The 19996-nt window shown below is 75.0% G+C and carries 16 protein-coding genes; 8 read left to right on the plus strand and 8 right to left on the minus strand.

Going from position 1 to position 19996, the window contains the following annotated elements; all coding sequences use genetic code 11:
• Positions 1–137: 137 nt before the first annotated feature.
• Together ACZ5FU_RS06770 and ACZ5FU_RS06775 are read right to left on the minus strand one after the other, a co-directional pair.
• Positions 138–1442 (minus strand): ROK family protein, encoded by a 1305-nt coding sequence (locus tag ACZ5FU_RS06770; protein WP_468834546.1) that lies wholly within the window; start codon positions 1440–1442, stop codon positions 138–140.
• A gap of 195 nt (positions 1443–1637) precedes the next feature.
• Entirely contained in the window at positions 1638–2882 is a 1245-nt protein-coding gene (locus ACZ5FU_RS06775; RefSeq protein WP_451529841.1) for an FAD-binding protein, read from the minus strand.
• A 145-nt stretch (positions 2883–3027) separates the two neighbouring features.
• Here ACZ5FU_RS06775 and ACZ5FU_RS06780 point away from each other — a divergent pair, with 145 nt between their 5' ends.
• On the plus strand, positions 3028–4368 hold the full coding sequence (locus tag ACZ5FU_RS06780; RefSeq protein WP_451529842.1) for a radical SAM protein: 1341 nt from the start codon (positions 3028–3030) through the stop codon (positions 4366–4368).
• Positions 4369–4635: 267 nt separating this feature from the next.
• A complete protein-coding gene (locus tag ACZ5FU_RS06785) occupies positions 4636–6114 on the plus strand; it encodes a cellulose binding domain-containing protein (protein WP_451529843.1) in 1479 nt (492 codons plus the stop codon).
• Between the two features lie 57 nt (positions 6115–6171).
• On the opposite strand, the gene ACZ5FU_RS06790 is transcribed toward ACZ5FU_RS06785, so the two are convergent.
• The 4 genes from ACZ5FU_RS06790 to ACZ5FU_RS06805 all read right to left on the minus strand — a co-directional run bounded on the left by ACZ5FU_RS06790 (position 6172) and on the right by ACZ5FU_RS06805 (position 9770).
• Positions 6172–7851 (minus strand): alkaline phosphatase D family protein, encoded by a 1680-nt coding sequence (locus tag ACZ5FU_RS06790; protein ID WP_468834542.1) that lies wholly within the window; start codon positions 7849–7851, stop codon positions 6172–6174.
• Positions 7852–8061: 210 nt separating this feature from the next.
• On the minus strand, positions 8062–8988 hold the full coding sequence (locus ACZ5FU_RS06795; RefSeq protein ID WP_451529845.1) for an anti-sigma factor RsbA family regulatory protein: 927 nt from the start codon (positions 8986–8988) through the stop codon (positions 8062–8064).
• Positions 8985–9338, minus strand: a complete 354-nt coding sequence (locus ACZ5FU_RS06800) for an STAS domain-containing protein (protein ID WP_451529846.1) — start codon at positions 9336–9338, stop codon at positions 8985–8987. Before ACZ5FU_RS06800 ends, ACZ5FU_RS06795 begins: the two co-directional genes overlap by 4 nt.
• Before the next feature lie 213 nt (positions 9339–9551).
• Positions 9552–9770, minus strand: a complete 219-nt coding sequence (locus ACZ5FU_RS06805) for a DUF4287 domain-containing protein (RefSeq protein ID WP_451529847.1) — start codon at positions 9768–9770, stop codon at positions 9552–9554.
• A 480-nt stretch (positions 9771–10250) separates the two neighbouring features.
• Here ACZ5FU_RS06805 and rsgA point away from each other — a divergent pair, with 480 nt between their 5' ends.
• From rsgA to ACZ5FU_RS06820, 3 genes are all read left to right on the plus strand, one after another.
• Positions 10251–11351, plus strand: coding sequence for a ribosome small subunit-dependent GTPase A (rsgA, locus tag ACZ5FU_RS06810; RefSeq protein ID WP_451776929.1), 1101 nt, complete (start codon positions 10251–10253; stop codon positions 11349–11351).
• 298 nt (positions 11352–11649) lie between these two features.
• Complete coding sequence (locus tag ACZ5FU_RS06815; RefSeq protein WP_469045102.1) at positions 11650–13035, plus strand: DNA-3-methyladenine glycosylase 2 family protein; 1386 nt, start codon at positions 11650–11652, stop codon at positions 13033–13035.
• Entirely contained in the window at positions 13022–13561 is a 540-nt protein-coding gene (locus tag ACZ5FU_RS06820; protein WP_451529849.1) for a methylated-DNA--[protein]-cysteine S-methyltransferase, read from the plus strand. Before ACZ5FU_RS06815 ends, ACZ5FU_RS06820 begins: the two co-directional genes overlap by 14 nt.
• Before the next feature lie 75 nt (positions 13562–13636).
• On the opposite strand, the gene ACZ5FU_RS06825 is transcribed toward ACZ5FU_RS06820, so the two are convergent.
• Positions 13637–14119, minus strand: coding sequence for a DUF456 domain-containing protein (locus ACZ5FU_RS06825; RefSeq protein WP_451529850.1), 483 nt, complete (start codon positions 14117–14119; stop codon positions 13637–13639).
• 291 nt (positions 14120–14410) lie between these two features.
• Here ACZ5FU_RS06825 and ACZ5FU_RS06830 point away from each other — a divergent pair, with 291 nt between their 5' ends.
• The 3 genes from ACZ5FU_RS06830 (at position 14411) to ACZ5FU_RS06840 (ending at position 18616) form a co-directional block, all read left to right on the plus strand.
• Entirely contained in the window at positions 14411–16030 is a 1620-nt protein-coding gene (locus ACZ5FU_RS06830) for a protein phosphatase 2C domain-containing protein (protein WP_469044923.1), read from the plus strand.
• 74 nt (positions 16031–16104) lie between these two features.
• On the plus strand, positions 16105–17847 hold the full coding sequence (locus tag ACZ5FU_RS06835; protein ID WP_451776924.1) for a pyruvate dehydrogenase: 1743 nt from the start codon (positions 16105–16107) through the stop codon (positions 17845–17847).
• Positions 17848–18127: 280 nt separating this feature from the next.
• Positions 18128–18616, plus strand: coding sequence for an ATP-binding protein (locus ACZ5FU_RS06840; RefSeq protein ID WP_469044925.1), 489 nt, complete (start codon positions 18128–18130; stop codon positions 18614–18616).
• 152 nt (positions 18617–18768) lie between these two features.
• Here ACZ5FU_RS06840 and ACZ5FU_RS06845 read toward each other — a convergent pair whose 3' ends face one another.
• Entirely contained in the window at positions 18769–19815 is a 1047-nt protein-coding gene (locus tag ACZ5FU_RS06845; protein WP_451529854.1) for a DUF2637 domain-containing protein, read from the minus strand.
• Positions 19816–19996: the final 181 nt, after the last annotated feature.

The following is a 19996-nucleotide window of genomic DNA, read 5'->3' on the forward strand; positions in this document are numbered from 1 at the left end:
ACGTCACCTTTCGGCCGGTCCTTCGGCAAGGGGTTGGACGAAGCCTGTTCGAAGCGTTGCGCGACGTTCGGGACACCGGACGTGAGGAGGAGGGCCCGCGGGCCGGACCCGACGCCCGACCCGCGCCCTCCTGCCCGTCAGGCCGAGGGCGCCGTACGCCCCTCGACCGGAGCCGGAGCCGGAGCCGCAGCCGGAGCGGAGCCCGGGACCGCGGCCGCGGCCGGGGCGGCGGCCGCGCGGTGCGCGCCCCGTCGTCCCACCGCCTGCAGCGCCCCTTCGAGCGCGAACGTCGCCGCGCCCAGGCAGACCGGGTCGGTGGGGATCGGCGAGAGGACGATCCCGGTCGAGGCCAGCGGACGCCCCAGCGCGTGCCGGGCGACGGCCTCGCGGACCTCGTCGAGGAGGGGTTCGCCGAGCCGGGCGGCGACCCAGCTGCTCAGCACGACGACCTCCGGGTTGAGGAGGTTCACCAGGTCGGCGATGCCGGCGGCCAGATAACGGGCGGTGTCCCGGACCACCTCGACGGCGACCGGGTCGCCCGCGGCGACACCGCGGGCCAGCGCGTCGACGGTGGCGGTCTGGTCCTCCGGGTGCAGCAGCGGGCTGCGCGGGCTGTGCTCGCGCAGGTTCTGCATGATCCCGGGCGCGCCGACGTACGTCTCCACGCAGCCGTGGTTGCCGCAGTGGCACAGCCGGCCGTCGAGCACGAGCGTGGTGTGCCCCCACTCGCCGGCGCTGTTGCTGACCCCCCGGTGCAGTGCGCCGCCCAGCACGAGCCCGGCACCGACCCCGGTGCCGAGGTTGACGACGACGGCGTCCCCGTGACCGCGCGCGGCGCCGAACCACAGCTCGGCCACCGCGCAGGCGCGCAGCGGGTTGTCCAGGTGCAGGGGACGGTCGATGTGCGCGGAGAGCAGGTCGCGCAACGGCACGTCGTGCCAGTCCCAGTTGGGCGCGTACTCGGCGGTCCCGGTGGCGCGGTCCACCTGCCCGGGCACGCTCACCCCGACCCCGAGCACCCGGGCCGTCTCGACGCCCGCCCGCGCCACGACCCGGTCCACGGCCGCGACGACGTGGGTGACGACCTGCTCCGGGCGGCTCTCCCCGGGGCGGATGTCCTCCTCGGCGCGGGCCAGCACGTTCAGCGCGAGGTCGAACAGCTCGACGTGGACGTACGTCTCGGCGATGTCCACGCCGATCAGCGCACCCCCGGCGGCGTGGACGGCCACCAGGCCGCGGGGCCGGCCGCCCGCCGAGTCCTCGAAGCCGACCTCCGTGATCATGCGCAGGTCGAGCAGCTCGCCGACCAGGGTGGCGACGGTGGCCAGGCTGAGGCCGGTGGCCGCGGCCAGCTCCTGCCGTGAGGTGGGGGAGCGGGCGATGATCTGGCGCAGCACCTCGTAGCGGTTCGCGGTGCGGATGTCGCGTGAGGTGCGCTTCACCGGAGGGTCACCTGTCTTCCGTGCCGGCATCCGGCCTCCGGGATGCCGGCGTGCCCGCCTGCCCGTGTGCCGACGTGCCGGCACGCCGGGTGCCGGGGCGGGGCGGCACCGGCGGGGCGTCAGGCTATGGCGTGCGCCGCGGTTCGACAAGGGGTTGGGAAAGGGGGTCGACGAAGTCGCGGTCGAGGCGGCGGCTCACGGGCCGAGGACGTCCCGCACGAAGGCGTTGGTGAACGTCCCGGCCGGGTCCAGTTCCCGGACCAGCGCCCGGAAGTCGTCGATCCGCGGATACCGTCCGCGCACCGCGGCGGCGGGCATCTCGTACACCTTGCCCCAGTGCGGCCGGGGCTCGAACGGCTCCAGCACGGCCTCCAGCTCCCGCACCACCGGCAGCACGGCGGCCGTGTCGTCGGTCCAGGTGAAGTGCACGGCGACCGAGTCCCGCCCGTGGGCCGGGCTCAGCCACTGCTCGTCGGCGGCGACGGTACGCACCTCGCAGGTCTGCAGCACGGAGGCGACCGTCTCCCGGACACCGTCGATCGCGTCCAGGGCGGCGGCGGCGTGGGCACGCGGCAGCAGGTACTCGCTCTGCAGTTCGTTACCGCTGCTCGGCGTGAATTCCGCGCGGAAGTGCGGCAGCCGCTCGTGCCACGGCCCCGGCACCCCGAACTGCTCGGTGCAGTTGACCGCGGGCATCCCCGGCACCGGGTGCAGCGCCTCTGCGGCCGGCGCCGCCCACGGGAAGCCGGCCAGGGGCTGGTCGGTGCGCCGCTTGAGCCACACCTGCCGGAACCCGGGCGCCCGCCAGTCGGTGAAGAGGCTGACGCTGTACGCGGCCGCCGCGACGGTCTCGAAGTCCAGCCCCTCCAGGGGAAGCTCGGTGAACAGGTGCTGCTCGACCTCGAAGGCGGGCTCCAGGTCCAGGGTGAGGGCGGTGACGACACCGAGGGCGCCCAGCGAGGTCACGGCCCCGCCGAACCGCTCGTCGCCCCGCCCGATCACGACCGTCGACCCGTCCGCCGTGACGATCTCCACCTCCCGCACCGGCGCCGCGAGGGGGCCGTTGCCCACCCCCGAGCCGTGGGTGCCGGTCGCCACCGAGCCGGCCACCGAGATGTGCGGCAGCGAGGCCATGTTCGGCAGCGCCAGTCCGTGCGCGTGCACCCGCCGGGCCAGCTCGGCGTACCGCACCCCGCCGCCGACCCGCACCGTCCGCGCCGACGGGTCCACCTCGACCTCGGCGGGCAGCGCGTCCAGCGACAGCAGCACCCCCTCCGGGCCCGGCTCGGCGATCGCGTTGAAGGAGTGCCCGCTGCCCAGCACCCGCACCCGTCCGCTCGCCGCGACGAGCGAGCACAGCGCGTCGAGCGAGGCGGGGCGGTGCAGCTCCCCGGCGGCGTACGTGATGTTGCCCGCCCAGTTGGTCACGGTATCGGCCATGCGGATCGCCCTCCCGAGGAGATCGAGAACCAGGAATTCCCAGGTGGAACCTACCCTGCCCGCAACACGAGGCCCCCCGCCCCCATCCCCGCGAGGGCGGGGGCATACCGTGAGGAGTCGTACGCCTGAGCCGGGAGGAGAGACGATGGACAGCCGTACCGCGCTGGTCGAGGATCTGATGGAGCGGTTTCCGCACGTGCCGCGGGAGGCCGTCCTCAAGGAGGACCTGCTCCGCGGAGGCGTGGCCTTCGACCCCTCCGCGCTCAGCGACAACGAGGGCGGCGAGGTGAAGCCGAAGTCGTACTTCATCTTCTCCTTCGACCACGGCACCCTCCCCGAGCTCGGCGAGGCCGCGCTGCGCCGCCCGCCGGAGGAGATCATCCTCACCGGGGGCCCCTACGACCTGCGGCGCACCGTCGTCTCGGTCCGGGTGAACCCCGCCTCGCCGTACCGGGTGGCGGCCGACGAGCACGGGATGCTCGGCCTCTACCTCGACGGGAAGCGGATCTCGGACGTCGGCGTGCCGCCCATGCCCGAGTACTACCGGCACAAGCTCTCCAACGGGAAGTCCGTCATGGAGGTCGCCCCCACCATCCAGTGGGGCTACCTGATCTACCTGACCGTCTTCCGGGTCTGCCAGTACTTCGGCGCCAAGGAGGAGTGCCAGTACTGCGACATCAACCACAACTGGCGCCAGCACAAGGCCGCGGGCCGCCCGTACACCGGGGTCAAGGACGTCGAGGAGGTCCTCGAGGCCCTGGAGATCATCGACCGCTACGACACCGCGAAGGCCTCCACCGCCTACACGCTCACCGGCGGCGCGATCACCAGGACCGTCTCCGGACGCGACGAGGCCGACTTCTACGGCCACTACGCCAAGGCCATCGAGGAGCGCTTCCCGGGCCGCTGGATCGGCAAGGTCGTCGCCCAGGCCCTCCCGCGCGACGACGTGCAGCGCTTCAAGGACCACGGCGTGCAGATCTACCACCCCAACTACGAGGTGTGGGACGAGTACCTGTTCAAGATGTACTGCCCCGGCAAGGAGCGCTACGTCGGCCGCGACGAGTGGCACAAGCGCATCCTCGACTCCGCCGAGATCTTCGGCGCGCGCAACGTCATCCCCAACTTCGTGGCGGGGGTGGAGATGGCCGAGCCCTTCGGCTTCAAGACGGTCGACGAGGCGATCGCCTCCACCACCGAGGGCCTGCGCTTCTTCATGTCGCACGGCATCACGCCCCGCTTCACGACCTGGTGCCCGGAGCCGACCACCCCGCTCGGCAAGGCCAACCCGCAGGGCGCGCCGCTGGAGTACCACATCCGGCTGCTCCAGGCCTACCGGCAGACGATGGACGACTTCGGCCTGTCCTCGCCCCCCGGCTACGGTCCGCCCGGACCCGGTCGCGCCGTCTTCTCCGTCAGCTCCTTCATGGACAGCCTGCAGGCGGACGAGTCCCCGGCCGCGGAGGACGAACCCTCGGCGGTCTGAGCGCGCCCCGCTCCGCACCCCGCCACGACCGGAGCCGGTACCGTGGCCGGGTGCGGGGGAGAAGGGGCGCCGCCGCACCGGGCCGAGGGGCGGTCCGCGGGGCCCCGAGGGCCCCGGCCGGAGGGCGCGAGCGCCCTGTACGGACATCTGAACAGGGCGCTTGTCAGTTGTGCGCAACTCGTGAAAAGCTCTGCCACTGCCGCGAGGTTCCCCCCAACTCCATTGCCGACATGTCGAGTTGACCTCGCTTGTGGATGCAGGAGACTCATGCCCGACCTGCCGACCCCCAAGGACGCCGCCGAGGCAGCCCTCTTCACGGAGTGCTGGGACGCCGTCCTGTCGTACGCCGACCTGTGCACCTCCGGGTCGACCGCGGCCAACCAACTGGCCCGCGAGGCGTTCGCGCTCGGCATACGCGAGGCCCGCGCGGCCGAGGACGGCGGCCGGCAGGCGGCCGGCCGCCGCGCGTCCCGGCTGCCCCGGATACCCCTGCTGCTGACCGCCGTACGCACCACGGCGGCCGCCTGGGAGGCCCGGGGACAGGGCCACCGGCTCGACCCCGACCTGCGGCTGTGGCTGAACTCCGACAAAGCCGCCCGGTACACCGGACCGCCCCTGCGCCGGCCCGTCGCGCTGCGCGGACTGCGCGACATGCAGGAGCCGGACGCCGCGCTGCTGTGGCTGGCGGAGGTGGAGGCGCTGCCGCCGCGCGCCGTCGCCCGCCGGCAGGGGCTGGACCCGGCCGCCGCGATGGAGGAGCTGAACCAGGTCCGCGGCCTGTTCCGGGACCGCTGCCACCGCAACCATCTGGACACCCCGATGGACGCCGAGTGCCGCAGCTACGTCCGCCTCCTCGACGCCGTGACCCGCTCGCCCGTCGCCGAGACGCCGGAGGACCTCTCCCGGCACCTGGCCACCTGCGTGGACTGCGCGGAGGCCGCGGCCTGTCTGCGCCTGCACGGCGGCGGACTGCCGGCGGCGCTGGCCCAGGGCGTGATCGGCTGGGGCGGACTCGCCTACCTGGAGCGCCGCCGCCGCGCCGCCGAGGTGCGGATGAGCGGCGGCGGCCCGCCCGCGCCCGACCCGGACGGCGAGTGGCGCGACCCGGCCGCCGACAAGGCCCGCACCCTGCGCAACGGCCTGCTCGTCGCCGCCGTCCTCGTCTCCGCGCTGGCCCTCGCCGTCTCGCTGATGCCGTTCGGCGAGAGCGACGACTCCGCGCACGGCGGCCTGCCCACCGACAGCACGCCGGTGGCCGGCCCCGGCAACCCGTCCGGGCCCTCCGCCGTGCCCGGCACGCCCCCGGGGTCGCCCGGCACCGGCTCCGGCACCCCCTCCGGTGCGTCGCAGCCGTCCGCGGGCGGTACGCCGTCGGCGACGGGCCGGACCGATCCGGAGCCCCAGGGCACCTCGTCGCCCACCGCGCACACGGCGGCCTGCGAGGTGGCGTACGACCTCGTCAACCAGTGGCCCGACGGCTTCCAGGCCACCGTCACCGTGACCACCGCCGAGCCGCTCGACGCCTGGCAGGTCGCCTGGTCCTTCCGGGACGGCCAGCGGGTCGACCAGATGTGGGACGCGAGCGTCGCGCAGGACGGCCCGCGGGTCACCGCCACCGCCGCCGACTACAACAAGGCCGTCGCCGCGGACGGCACCCTCTCCTTCGGCTTCCTCGCCTCCTGGCAGGGCAAGAACACCGCCCCGTACGGCTTCAGCCTCAACGGCGCCGCCTGCACGCCGTCCTGACCCGCCGCGCGACGGCCCCGCGGCCCGGGAACGGACCCGCGGCGCCGCGCCCGGCCGTCAGACCGGGACCAGGCCCGGGTTCCCCGCCTCCGTGACGAAGGACGCCGCCGTGGAGACGGGGGAGCCGGGCGTCGTCACGGCCGCCAGCGTCCTGAAGTCGGCACGGGCCGTCTCCGGGGTCAGCCGCACCTGGACGTAGCCGCGCCGGCCGTCGTAGAAGCGCAGGTGCGGGTTGGCCGTCAGGTACGTCTGCCAGTCGGCGGGCCGCTCGGTGCCGTCCCCGCCGCTGGCGACGGACGTGGCGACGATCTCGGTGCCGACGGTCCTCGACGCGGGGTCGTCGAAGTCGGCCTTGATGTCGAAGGCGTAGCCCACGTGGACGTCGCCGGTCAGCACGAGCAGGTTGTCCACCCCGGCCGTCCGCGCCCCGGCGAGGACGCGGCCGCGGGAGGCGCGGTAGCCGTCCCAGGCGTCCATCGACATCTTCGCCCGCGCGTCGGCGGAGAACCTGCGCTGGGAGAAGCAGACCTGCTGCGGCATCACGTTCCACACCGCGTCGGACGCCCGCCAGCCGTTCAGCAGCCACTTCTCCTGCGCCGCGCCGGTCATGGTGCGCGCCGGGTCGTCCGACTCGGGACCGGGCACGTGCCGGCCGTCGCCGTAGGCCTGGTCGGAGCGGTACTGGCGGGTGTCGAGGACGTCGAACTGCGCGAGTGAGCCCCAGTGCAGACGCCGGTACAGGGGCATGTCGGGACCCACCGGAGCCCGGTTCGCGCGCAGCGGCTGGTGCTCCCAGTAGGCCCGGTAGGCGGCGGCCCGCCGCAGCAGGAACTCCGCCGGCGGGCCGCCGTGCTCGTCGACGGCGCCGGCGTAGTTGTTCTCGGTCTCGTGGTCGTCCCAGGCGACGACGAAGGGGTGGGCCGCGTGGGCGGCGCGCAGGTTGGGATCGCTCTTGTAGAGGGCGTACCGCAGCCGGTAGTCCTCCAGGGTGACGGTCTCCCGGTCGAACACCGCGGGCAGCACCCGGTCCCGGTAGGCGCGCGCGCCGCCGACGGAGTCCACCGGGTACTCGTACAGGTAGTCCCCGAGGTGGAGGACCACGTCGAGGTCCTCCTGGGCGAGATGGCGGTGCGCGGTGAAGTACCCGTCGTGGTACGCCTGGCAGGACACGGCCGCGAAGGTGAGCGCGCCGGGTGCGGCGCCGGCGGCCGGCGCGGTGCGGGTGCGGCCCGTCCCGCTGGTCCAGGCCCCCGTCCTGAACCGGTAGTGGTACGGCCGTCCCGCCTCCAGGCCGGTGACGTCGACGTGCACGGTGTGGTTGTGCTCGGGCAGCGCGAGGGCGGTGCCGCCGCGCACCACCGCGGTGAAGCGCTCGTCCCGCGCCACCTCCCACTCCACGGCGACGCTCCGCCCGGCCAGCCCTCCGCCCGGCTCGTACGGCGCCGGGGCGATCCGGGTCCACAGGACCACGGAGTCGGGCAGCGGGTCACCGGAGGCGACACCCAGGGTGAAGGGGTCCTCGGAGATCCTCGCCGGGTCGAGCCGGCGGGCGGCGGCGGCGCCCCGCGCGGGGGTGTGGGTGGCGAAGGCGAGGGCCGCCGCCGCGGCGGTCAGCGTCAGGAACCGGCGGCGGCCGAAGTGCCGTGCGGCGGCGTGCGGTTCGGGCCCGTGGAGGGCCGCGGGGCACGGACGGGCGGTGCCGGGGAGCAGGACGCGGTGACGGCCGGTCGGACGCATGGGGCTCGGCTCCCGTGACAGGGGGCGTCTGCGGCCTCGGCGGCCGGAGCCCGCGGCGCGGGCCCCTAGATGCTAAGCGGACGATCCTCACGATCCGGGCAAGGCGTGACGTCCCTTCGGGCCGTCACGCCCACGGGTCGTCGTCGGGCCGTCACGCCCACGGGCCGGTCCCCGGAGCGTCCTGGCCGGACGCCGGCGCGGGAGGGGCCGCTACAGGCCGACGTAGAACCGCACGGTCGTGCCGTCCGGTGCCGTGTGCAGGCGCACCAGGTCCGCCACGTAGTGCACCAGCATCAGGCCCCGGCCGCCGATCTGGCCGCGGGCCGGCGGCCTGCGGCCGGCGAGCGGGTCGATCAGCCGTCCACGGTCGCTGACCTCGCACACGACCTGACCCGCCTCGGCCCAGATCCGCAGCGTGCCCTGTCCACCGCCGTGGACGACGCTGTTGGTGGTCAGCTCGGCGACCGCCAGTTCCGTGTCCTGGAGCCGCTGCCCGCCCAGCCCCAGCTCCGCGGCCCGGCCGACGGCGAAGCGGCGCGCGTCGGGCAGTGCGGCGGAGCCGAAGGAGAAGGCGGCGGCGTCCGGTGCGGGCACCAGCACCTCGTTGTACCGGTCCACCACGGACCGCCAGTCGTAGACCTCGCTGGCCCGCTCACGGCCGTCGGCGATCAGGGTGGGGTGCGTGATCCGCGCGTCGGCGAGGACGTCCTCGTCCAGGGCGCCCGCGTCGTACGGGCACAGGACGGTCGCCGCCCGGCCCTCGAAGGACGCGTTGATCAGCGCCTCGTGCTGCGCGCACGCCGGGTACTCGACCGGACCGCGGCCGGGCCAGACCGGCTCCCCGACGATCCGCACCCGCGCGTCCGGGCGGGCGTCGGCGAACGCCCGCAGCACGCCCGGGATGATCCGTCCGGGGTTGCGGCCGGCCTCGGTCATGTCCAGGAGCAGGACGTCCCCGGCGTCCGGGCCCAGACCGGCCCTGATGAGCTCCAGGCGGCGGCCGGGCACGGCCACCGCCACGGGTTCGCCGAGGGCCAGGCCCTCCCGGACGAAGGGCACCAGGTGGTCGGTGTAGTCCTGATCCGTGCGGTAGAACAGTGCCGGGTGGAGGAACTTCCCGTCTGCTGCGGTCGTCATCGCGGCGCCACCTCGATCCCGTGCAGGGCCGGCCAGAACAGGGCCAGCACGCGCGACAGCTGCGGGGGCGGGCACTCCACGACGACCCGGCCGGCCGGCAGGTTCATCGCGGTGACGGCGAGCGCGGACACGCCGGCCACGTCGACGAAGACCACGCGGGAGAGTTCCACGTAGGACACGTCCGCGTGCCGCCGGGCCAGCTCGGCGAGCGCTCCCTCCCAGGAGCCGCGGGTGGCCGCGCCGATCTCGCCACTGACACGGATTCCGGCACGACCGGACAACGGGCTCACCTCCAACACGGAACCGCCGTGCGGGGGAGCGTCGTCCCGCCGGTCGCGCGTGCCATCCACACTCGGTCTCCTCCGCGCTCGCCGACTGTCTGTTTCCGTTCCGGCGTGGCACGGACGGCAAGGACGGCGCCTTTCCGGCCACGCAGCCTACCGCCCGTGCGGTGGCACGGGCGGAGACGCCCCACCCGTACCCTGCGGATTCCCCGGGAGCCGGGCGGCCATGCCTTCCCGGCCCCGCCCCGGCCCCGCCTCACCCGAGGGCGCCGGGGCGGCTCAGCCCTTCGAGGTCTCCGCGTTCGCGAGGGTGTGCGCCACGAGGGCGTTGGCGTGTCCGTGCCCGAGACCGTGCTCGGACTTGAGCCAGGCCACCAGCTCCATGTGCCGGGTCAGTGGCGAGGCGCGGATCAGCTCCTGCCACTCGGCGACCGGACGGCCGTACTTCTTCTCGATCGAGGGGAAATAGGCGGCGGGGCCTTTCACGGGAGCGCTCACGGCGGTCGCGTCCTTTCCTGAGGGTCCTGAGGGTCCTGAGGGCCCTGATGGTCCGGTGTGGTCCTGCGGGCCGGCGCGGTCCCGCGGTGGGACCGTCACTCCTCATGACGAAGGGAGCACGCCGAAATGATCGGCCGGGGGGTGTGACGTGCGTCACCATGCGAGTGTGCGGCCCCGCCGTAGGCCGTGCGCCGGGCCCGGAAACGGATGGCGTCCCCGGCGTGCGGGCCCCTATCCTTACGGGGCCTCGTCCGGCGGCCACCGCCGGCGCACGGACGACGCGCACGACACGGACGCAGACGACGCGCGGGACGCGCGTGACACGGATCAGGAGGTGTGACCGATGACTGTCGCCGACACGGGTGCTGTCCGCAGCCACCAGACGTTCGTCCACACCGCCCCCGCGGTCTCCGGCTGACCACACGAGCCTTCGCGCGCCCATGAGCGCGCCGCCGGGACCGCCCCTGTGAAGGGTCCGTCTTGAACCTCTCCACCTCCCCGGCCGCCTCCCACCCGCTCGCCCGCTACGGCTGGGACGAGGGCTGGGCGGCCGAGTTCGCCGTCCACGCCGAGCGCGGTCTGCTGCCCGGACGGGTCGTCCGCGTCGACCGCGGGCAGTGCGACGTCGTCACCGGCGACGGCGTCGTCCGCGCGGACACCGCCTTCGTCACCCCGCACGACCCCCTGCGCGTGGTGTGCACCGGTGACTGGGTCGCCGTCGACGCCGACGGCGACCCGCGCTACGCACGGGCCTGCCTGCCGCGCCGTACCGCCTTCGTGCGCTCCACCTCGTCCAAACGGTCCGAGGGGCAGATCCTCGCGGCCAACCTCGACCACGCCGTCGTCGCCCTGTCGCTCGCCGTGGAACTCGACCTCGGGCGCGTCGAACGGTTCCTGGCACTGGCCTGGGAATCGGGCGCCCAGCCCGTCGTCGTCCTCACCAAGGCCGACCTCGTCACCCACCCGGACACGCTCGCCCACCTCGTCGAGGACGTCGTCAAGAGCGCGCCCGGCGTCCCCGTGCTCACCGTCAGCGCCATGACCGGGCACGGCGTCTGGGAACTGGCGGCGCTCCTCGGCCGGGGCACCTCCGTGCTGCTCGGGGCGTCCGGCGCGGGCAAGTCGACCCTCGCCAACGCCCTCGTCGGCGAGGACGTCATGGACGTGCGGGCCACCCGCGACATGGACGGCAAGGGGCGGCACACCACGACCACCCGCAACCTGCTGCCGCTGCCCGGCGGGGGCGTCCTCGTCGACACACCCGGACTGCGCGGCGTCGGGCTGTGGGACGCCGGGCACGGCGTCGGCCAGGTGTTCGCCGAGGTCGAGGAGTTCGCCCGCGACTGCCGCTTCCAGGACTGCGCCCACGAGCGCGAGCCGGGCTGCGCGGTGCTCGCGGCCGTCGAGGACGGCGACCTGCCGGTCCGGCGGCTGGACAGCTACCGCAAGCTCGTCCGGGAGAACCAGTGGATCGTCGCCAAGTCCGACGCCCGGCTCCGCGCCGACGTCCGGCAGAGCTGGAAGCACAAGCAGGCCGCCGGACGTGCCGCCGGGCGGGCCAAGCGGGCGGGGAACCGGTGAGCCGGCGCGCGGTCGCCGGGCCGTCCGGCCGCCGCGCGGGAACGACGGCCGGAACCCTCGCCGCCGGGCGGTGACGGGAACCTGGGGCGGCGGGCGGCGGGCGGCGGGACCAGGCAGGGACGCCTCCCGCCGGTCCCGTCCGGCCCGCCGTCCGCCCGGACCTGCCCGCGTCCGCCCTGACCTGCCCGCGGCCGGCCGGGGCCGGTGGCGGAGGGCGGGGCCGGGGCGGACCGCCGTCACCGCCATGTCCGAATCCCGCTGGCAACGCTCTCCGGACGGGCGAAGACTGGGGTCCGTGATGGACGAGGAGAGCAGGTACGAGGCGGTCCGCAGCCGGGACGCCCGGTTCGACGGCGCGTTCTGCTTCGCCGTCCGGACGACCGGCATCTACTGCCGGCCCAGCTGCCCGGCCGTGACGCCGAAACGGAGCAACGTGCGGTTCTTCCCGACGGCCGCCGCCGCGCAGGGCTCGGGCTTCCGGGCCTGCCGGCGGTGCCGCCCGGACGCCGGCCCGGGCTCCGCCGAGTGGAACGTGCGCGCCGACGTGGTGGGCCGCGCCATGCGGCTGATCGGCGACGGGGTCGTCGACCGGGAGGGTGTCGCCGGGCTCGCCGCACGCCTCGGCTACAGCGCCCGCCAGGTGCAGCGCCAGCTCACCGCCGAACTCGGCGCGGGGCCCGTCGCCCTCGCCCGCGCGCAGCGCGCCCACACCGCCCGGATCCTGCTCCGCACGACCGGTCTGCCGGTCACCGAGATCGCGTTCGCGTCCGGCTTCGCCAGCGTGCGCCAGTTCAACGACACGATCCGGGCCGTGTACGCCGCCACCCCGACCCAGCTGCGGGCCGCCGCCCCGCGGCAGGAGCGCACGGCCGCACCCGGCGCGGGGATCCCGCTGCGGCTCGCCCACCGGGGCCCGTACCGCGCGGGTCCGGTGTTCGACCTGCTCGAGGCGGAGGCCGTGCCCGGAGTCGAGGAGGTGAGCGGTGCGCCGGGCGCCCGGACCTACCGGCGGGCCCTCCGGCTGCCGTACGGCACGGCCGTCGTCGCCGTCGAGGAACGGCCGGGCCGCGTGTCCGGCGCCGCCGTCCACCCCGGCGGCTGGCTCGACGCGCGCCTGCACCTCACCGACCTGCGCGACCTCACCACCGCCGTCCAGCGACTGCGCCGGCTGTTCGACCTCGACGCCGACCCGTACGCCGTCGACGAGCGGCTCGCGGCGCACCCGCGGCTCGCCCCGCTCGTCGCCGCCCGGCCCGGACTGCGCGCGCCGGGCGCCGCCGACCCGGAGGAGCAGGCGATGCGGGCGCTGGTCGGCCCCGCCGGGGCGGGGCGCCTGGTCCGCGCCCACGGCAAGACCCTGGACGCGCCCCGCGACGGGCTCACCCACCTCTTCCCCGAACCGGCCGCCCTCGCCGACACCGGCGGCCCCCTGGGCACGCTCGCCACCGCCCTCGCCGACGGCACCGTGCGGCTCGACGCCGGCGTCGACCGGGACGACGCCCAGGAGGCGCTGCTCGCCCTGCCCGGCCTGGACGGGCCCGTCGTGGCGGCGATCCGGGCCCGCGCCCTCGGCGACCCCGACGTCGCGCCGCCCGGCGCCGACGTCCCCGACAGCTGGCGTCCCTGGCGGACGTACGCCCTTCACCACCTGCGTGCAGCGGAGGAACCCCGTGTACTTCACTAGTGTCGACAGCCCGCTGGGCCCCCTGCTCCTGACCGCCGGGCCGGACGGCGCGCTGACCTCCCTGTCCGTCCCCGGTCAGCGGGGCGGCCGCACCGTGCGGGACGACCTGCGGCGCGACCGGGGCCCCTTCCGGGCCGCCGAGGAGCAGCTCGCCGCCTACTTCGCCGCCGAGCTGCGGGAGTTCCGGCTGGAGCTGCGCGCCGAGGGCACGCCGTTCCGGACGCGCGTGTGGGCCGCCCTGGACTCCGTGCCCTACGGTGCCACCGCGACGTACGGCGAGATCGCCGCCCGGGCCGGCGCCCCGCGGGCCGCCGTACGGGCCGTCGGCGGGGCCATCGGCGCCAACCCGCTGCTGATCGTCCGGCCCTGCCACCGCGTCATCGGCGCCGACGGCTCGCTGACCGGCTACGCGGGCGGCCTGGAGCGCAAGGTCCGGCTCCTGACGCTGGAGGGAGCCGAGGCCGCCGCCCCGCCGCGCGCGCTCCGCACGGCCGGGACCCCGGCGGCCGCCCTCCCGGACCGCTGAGGACCGCCGCCGCCGCACCGCCCTGGGCGGCCGGCCACCGGCCGGTCGCGTCGACACCGCTCGTGATCGACGCGCCTATCCCCACAGCACCGCCCCCAGCCAGGCGCCCATGATCAGCAGGCAGGTGAAGAACTCGGTGAGGATGCCGGAGCCGCCCGCCCGCATCACCGTGCGCAGCGAGGCGCGGGCCGCGTCCGGGCTGCCCAGGCGCAGCCGTTCGGAGAGGTAGACGCCGCCCAGGAAACCCGGGACCGCGCCGAGCACCGGCACCAGGAAGAAACCGAGGAGGCCCCCCGCTCCGGCGTACACGGCCATCCGGCGGGTGGCGTCGCTCGTCCTCAGGCGGCGCGGCGGCAGCGCCCAGCGCACCACCTGGGACAGGAACAGCGCGACCGTGGCGCCCACCAGCACCAGCCAGGAGACCGGCCGGGGGTCCTTCAGCGCCCACCACAGGACCGCGGCCCACACCAGCCACGACCCCGGCAGCCCGGGCACCAGGACTCCGCCCAGCCCGAACAGGATCACCAGGCCCACCAGCAGGAGTTCCCACGCTCCCATCTGCCCAGCCTGCCGGAAGCGGACGGAACGGGCAGTTCGGGAGGGCGCGGGGCGCGGGGCGGCCGCGATCAGGGCGGGCGGGGCACCCGCCCCCGCCCGTACGCCCGCCCGCCGACCGGGCCCGCCGACCGGGCGCGCGGACCGGCGCCCGGCCGGCTCCGTCAGCCGCTCCACCCGGGGTCGCCCGACCCGTGCCGCCCGCCGCTCGCACGGCTGTTCCCCGTGGCGGCCCTGACGCATTTTTTCCGATGCCCGGTCTCCCCGCGGCCCCCGCGGTGGACAATCAGGGGCATGAGCCAACAGGGGGGAAGGCCCACCGGTCACGAGGACGACTGGTGGGGAGAGTTGTACGACGACACCACCGACGACACCGGCCCCACGACCGGCCCGGACTCGCTCGACGACCGGTTCGCCTCGGCGGCGGGGACCGTCCGCGCGGGGGATCCCGCCGACCCGGCCCTCGGTGGCCCGGACCTCGGTGGCCCGGCCCCCGGCGACGCCGCTCCGGCCGACGCGGAGCCGCGGGTCCCGGGTCCGCGCCGGGAGCCGGGCGGACCGGCCGGCCGGTGGGCGGGGGAGCCGACGGACGAACCGCCCCCGCGGGCCGGGGCGGCCGACCGCCCCGCCGGGCCGACGACGTTCCTGCCCGGCCCCCTGCCCGCGGGCTTCGACGAACGCGAGTCCCGGGCGCCCGCCCCGGGCGGCCGTCCGTCCCCGCGGGCGGCGCACCCCGGCGGGGCCCCGCAGTCCGGGCCCCCCGCACCGACGACGGCCGCCGACCGCGCCCCGGCCCCGCCGGCCGGACCCACCCCGCCGGTCCCGCCCGGGCCGCCGCCGTACCCGATCGCCGACGGCACACCCCCGCCCCCCGGGGTCCCGCCGCTCCCGCACCCCGCCGCGCGGGCACGTTCCGCGCACGCCCCGGCCCCCGCCGAGCCGCCTCCGCCGGCCGAGTCCCACCTCGGGTCCGGGCCGCCCACCTACGACGCCGAGCCGACCGCGCTGCCGGCCGCCGACCCGGACGGGCTGGACGGCCTGGTCGCGGACACCGTCCTGGACGGGGCCCGGTACGGGTCCTGCACGCTGCGGGCCGCCTCCGTGCGCGGGGACTCCGCGCGCTTCCGGGGCGAGCCGCGCCGGGACGCGCTGCTCACCGCCCGTTTCGGCAGCGGCGACCAGGCGCTGATCCTGGTCGCGACGGCCACCGGCACCCGTGCCGTGCCGGGCGCGCACCGGGCGGCCGCCGAGGCGTGCCACTGGATCGGGCAGGCCGTGGGCCGCAGTCACGTCCGGCTCGCCGAGGACATGCGGGCCGCCCGCAGGGGCGACCTGAAGTCGGGACTGCACCGGCTCACCGACCGCAGCCTGGGACGGCTGCGGGCCGGCGCCGCCGAACGGGGGCTGGCACCCGACGAGTACGCGGCGAGCCTGCGCTGTCTGCTGCTGCCCGCCGACCCCGCCTGCCGGGTCCGGGTCTTCTTCGGCGTCGGCCCCGGCGGGCTGTTCCGCCTCAGGGACGGTGCGTGGCAGGACATCGAGCCGCCGGTCGGCGAGGTCGCCGGCGCACCGGTCGTCGGCTTCGGGGCACCGCCCGCCGAGGCCCCCGGGGGCGACCGGCTCACCATGGACCTCGGCATCCCGGCCCCGCCGAGCCCGTACGAGCCGGCCCCCGGACCGCCGCGCGAACCCTTCCGGTTCCGGGCCTCCCTCGCCCGTCCGGGCGACACCCTCCTGATGTGCTCCGACGGCCTCGCCGAACCGCTGCGCGGCGAGCCCCGGTTCCCCGCCCACCTCTCCCGGCGGTGGTCCGCGCCGACCCCGCCGGGCCTCGCCGCGTTCCTCACCGACGTCCGGACCAGGGTCAAGGGGTACGCGGACGACCGCACGGCAGCCGCCGTGTGGGAGGCGTGACACGGTCGGCTGTGGATTGATGGAACCGGAGGAATCCGAAGGATCGACGGAGACCGAAGGGGCAGATGAGCATCATGGCCAAACAGAACGTCGCCGAACAGTTCGTCGACATCCTCGTCCGCGCCGGAGTGGAACGCCTCTACGGCGTCGTCGGCGACAGCCTCAACCCCGTGGTCGACGCCGTGCGCCGCAACCCCGCCATCGACTGGGTGCACGTGCGCCACGAGGAGACCGCCGCGTTCGCCGCCGGCGCGGAGGCGCAGATCACGGGCAAGCTGACCGCGTGCGCCGGGTCCTGCGGGCCCGGCAACCTGCATCTGATCAACGGCTTGTACGACGCCCACCGCTCCATGGCGCCGGTCCTCGCGCTCGCCTCCCAGATCCCCTCCAGTGAGATCGGCCTGGGCTACTTCCAGGAGACCCACCCCGACCGCCTCTTCCAGGAGTGCAGCCACTACAGCGAGCTGATCTCCAGCCCGAAGCAGATGCCCCGGCTGCTCCACACGGCCATCCAGCACGCCGTCGGGCGCCGCGGCGTCAGCGTCGTCTCCCTCCCCGGTGACATCGCCGCCGAACCGGCGCCCGAGAAGGCGGCGGAGACCGCGCTCGTGACCTCCCGGCCCACGGTCCGCCCGGGCGACGCCGAGATCGACGAGCTCGTCCGGCTGATCGACGCGGCCGACAAGGTCACCCTGTTCTGCGGCAGCGGCACGGCGGGCGCCCACGCCGAGGTGATGGAGCTGGCGGAGAAGGTCAAGTCGCCGATCGGCCACGCGCTGCGGGGAAAGGAGTGGATCCAGTACGACAACAAGTTCGACGTCGGGATGAGCGGGCTCCTCGGGTACGGCGCCGCCTACGAAGCCACCCACGAGTGCGACCTGCTGATCCTGCTCGGGACCGACTTCCCGTACAACGCCTTCCTGCCCGACGACGTCAAGATCGTTCAGGTGGACGTGCGGCCCGAGCACCTCGGCCGGCGCTCCAAGCTGGACCTGGCCGTGTGGGGCGACGTGCGGGAGACCCTGCGCTGTCTGATCCCGCGGGTGCGGGAGAAGAAGAACCGGCGCTTCCTCGACAAGATGCTGAAGAAGCACGCCGACGCGCTCGAAGGGGTGGTGAAGGCGTACACCCGCAAGGTGGAGAAGCACGTCCCCGTCCACCCCGAGTACGTGGCGGCCGTCCTCGACGAACTCGCCGACGACGACGCCGTCTTCACCGTCGACACCGGTATGTGCAACGTCTGGGCGGCCCGTTACATCACGCCCAACGGCCGCCGTCGCGTGATCGGTTCCTTCTCGCACGGCTCGATGGCCAACGCGCTCCCCATGGCCATCGGCGCCCAGCTCACCGACCGGCGGCGGCAGGTCGTGTCGATGTCGGGCGACGGCGGGTTCGCCATGCTGATGGGCGACTTCCTCACCCTCGTCCAGCACGACCTGCCGGTGAAGGTCGTCCTCTTCAACAACTCCTCCCTCGGCATGGTCGATCTGGAGATGCTGGTAGCCGGGCTGCCCTCGTACGGCACCACCAACAAGAACCCGGACTTCGCCGCCGTCGCCCGCGCCTGCGGCGCCCACGGCGTGCGGGTGGAGAAGCCCAAGGACGTCGCGGGCGCCCTCAAGACCGCCTTCCGGCACAAGGGTCCGGCCCTCGTCGACATCGTCACCGACCCCAACGCGCTGTCCATCCCGCCGAAGATCAAGGCCGAGATGGTGACCGGGTTCGCCCTGTCCGCCTCGAAGATGGTGCTGGACGGCGGCGTCGGACGCATGCTCCAGATGGCCCGCTCCAACCTGCGCAACGTCCCGCGGCCCTGAGGCCGCCGCCCGGCGCCGGCGGCGGGGAACCGCGCGCGGCACGGCCCCCGGGGCCACGGATCGGGCACGTCGAGTAGAGGCGATTTCGGCCAACTTCACGCGCGGGTGGCGGGGCGGGTCCCCCTGCCACCCGCCGGGGGAGGCGCCGGGCCCGCCGGGACGTGGCCGAACACCCGGTCGTCGCCGATCCGGCATGACTGGCCCGCCGTCCACAGGGGCAAGCATCCCGTGAACGTGTTCGAGCAGGAGGGGAACCGACATCGGCACGCGGGCGGGGGTCATGAAGAGGCAGGCACGAGGCAGCGGTTCGACCGTGATCGCGGACACCTCGGAGAGGAAGCGGACAGGGAAGGCCACGGCGCCCGATAGCGCGGGGCGGGGGCGCACGTCCCAGCTCCGGCGCAGGCTCGGACGGGCGGACTTACGGGCCGTGCCCGAGACGCGCCGGGCACTGCGCGAACTGCTGCGGCACTGGGGGAGGCCCGGACAGTCGGAGACCGCGGAACTGCTCACCAGCGAACTCGTCACCAACGCGCTCGTCCACACCGACCGGGACGCGGTGTTCACGGCGACCGTCGGACCGGGTGGCCTGCGGGTGGAGGTACGCGATTTCACGGCCGGCCGGCCGCGGCCGCGGCCGCGGGACCCCGACGAGGCCACGCACGGCCGGGGCCTGGTCCTGGTGCAGTCCCTCGCGGACGCGTGGGGCGTGCGGACGTACGGCATCGGCAAGGTGGTCTGGTTCGAACTGGGCGCCGGAGCGGCCTGAACCGGACGACGGACCGCCGGGACCGGGTCCGCGGGGCCGAGCGCACGCGGCTGGACATGCCGGGCCGAACACACCGGGCCGGGCCCACGCGGCCGGGAACACGGGAAGGGGGCGCGACCTCGACGGTCGCGCCCCCTTCCCATGACGATGTGTCAGCCGAACTGCTTCTCCAGGTCCTTGAGCTTGCGCTCCAGGGAGTCCAGACGCGGCAGGGCCATCGTGTCGTCCTCCGCGGTGAGGTCGACGGTGATCGGGTCAGTGCTCTGGCGGACGGGCTGGAGGGAGGGACGCGTACGCACGGGCAGCTGTTCCGGCGAGCTCGCCGCTATGGCAGGCTCCGCGGGCGCACGCTCACCGGCCCGCTCCAAGGAGGCCTGGGCCTCCAGCCGGCGGCCACCACGGCCGGGGAAGCCGCGGTGTCCGCGGCTGATCGCCTTGAGCTGGGCGCGCTCCACGCGGTCCTGCTCGCGGCGGCGCAGGCGCGCCGTCTCCTTCTGCCGCTTGTCCTCACGCACCTCGTCGACGGCCTCGTCCAGACTGCGCACGTTCTCGAGGAGCATCAGCGACCACGCCCTGTACGTCTCACGGGGGGCCCGCAGCCAGCGCACGACACGGATCTGCGGCAGCGGACGCGGCACCAGACCCTGCTCGCGCAGTGCGGCCCGGCGGGTCTGCTTCAGCGCCCGGTCGAACAGGACGGCCGCGGACAGGGACATGCCGGAGAAGAACTGCGGTGCGCCGTCGTGGCCGAAACCACGGGGAGCGTGCACCCAGTTGAACCAGGCCGCGGCACCCGCGAACGTCCACACGAGTATCCGCGAACCGAGGGCCGCGTCACCGTGGCTGGCCTCGCGCACGGCGAGCACGGAGCAGAACATCGCCGCCCCGTCCAGGCCGAACGGCACGAGGTACTCCCAGCCGCCGGTCAGGTTCAGGTTCTGCCGGCCGAAGCCGACCAGTCCGTGGAAGGAGAGCGCGGCGGCCACCGCCGCGCAGCAGAACAGCAGGACGTAGGAGGCGGTGCCGTAGATGGCCTCCTTGCGCCTGCGTCGCTCTTCGCTGCGCTCCCACGAGTCGTCGCTCGTGTTCTCCCCCGAGGAGCGCTTTCCGCGCGCGAGCACCGCAACCGCCGCCAGCATGCCCAGGAGCAGCACGGCGCCCGGAAGCAGCCAGTTCAGCGATATGTCGGTCAGTCTCATCTGGGGTCCCTTGCATTGGGATAGGGCGTAACGCCCGCCATAGTGGCGCAACCCCGCCGTCCCTCAGGGGGTTTCGGGGCAAGAGGCCGCCAAGGAGGTGCAAGGGGATGCCCAGGGCGACGTTCTGCTCGAACTGCCGCTTGAGGGGCGGGAGTTGAGTTCGAATAAGACTACCCGTACG

Source organism: Streptomyces sp. NPDC031554 (assembly GCF_055580685.1).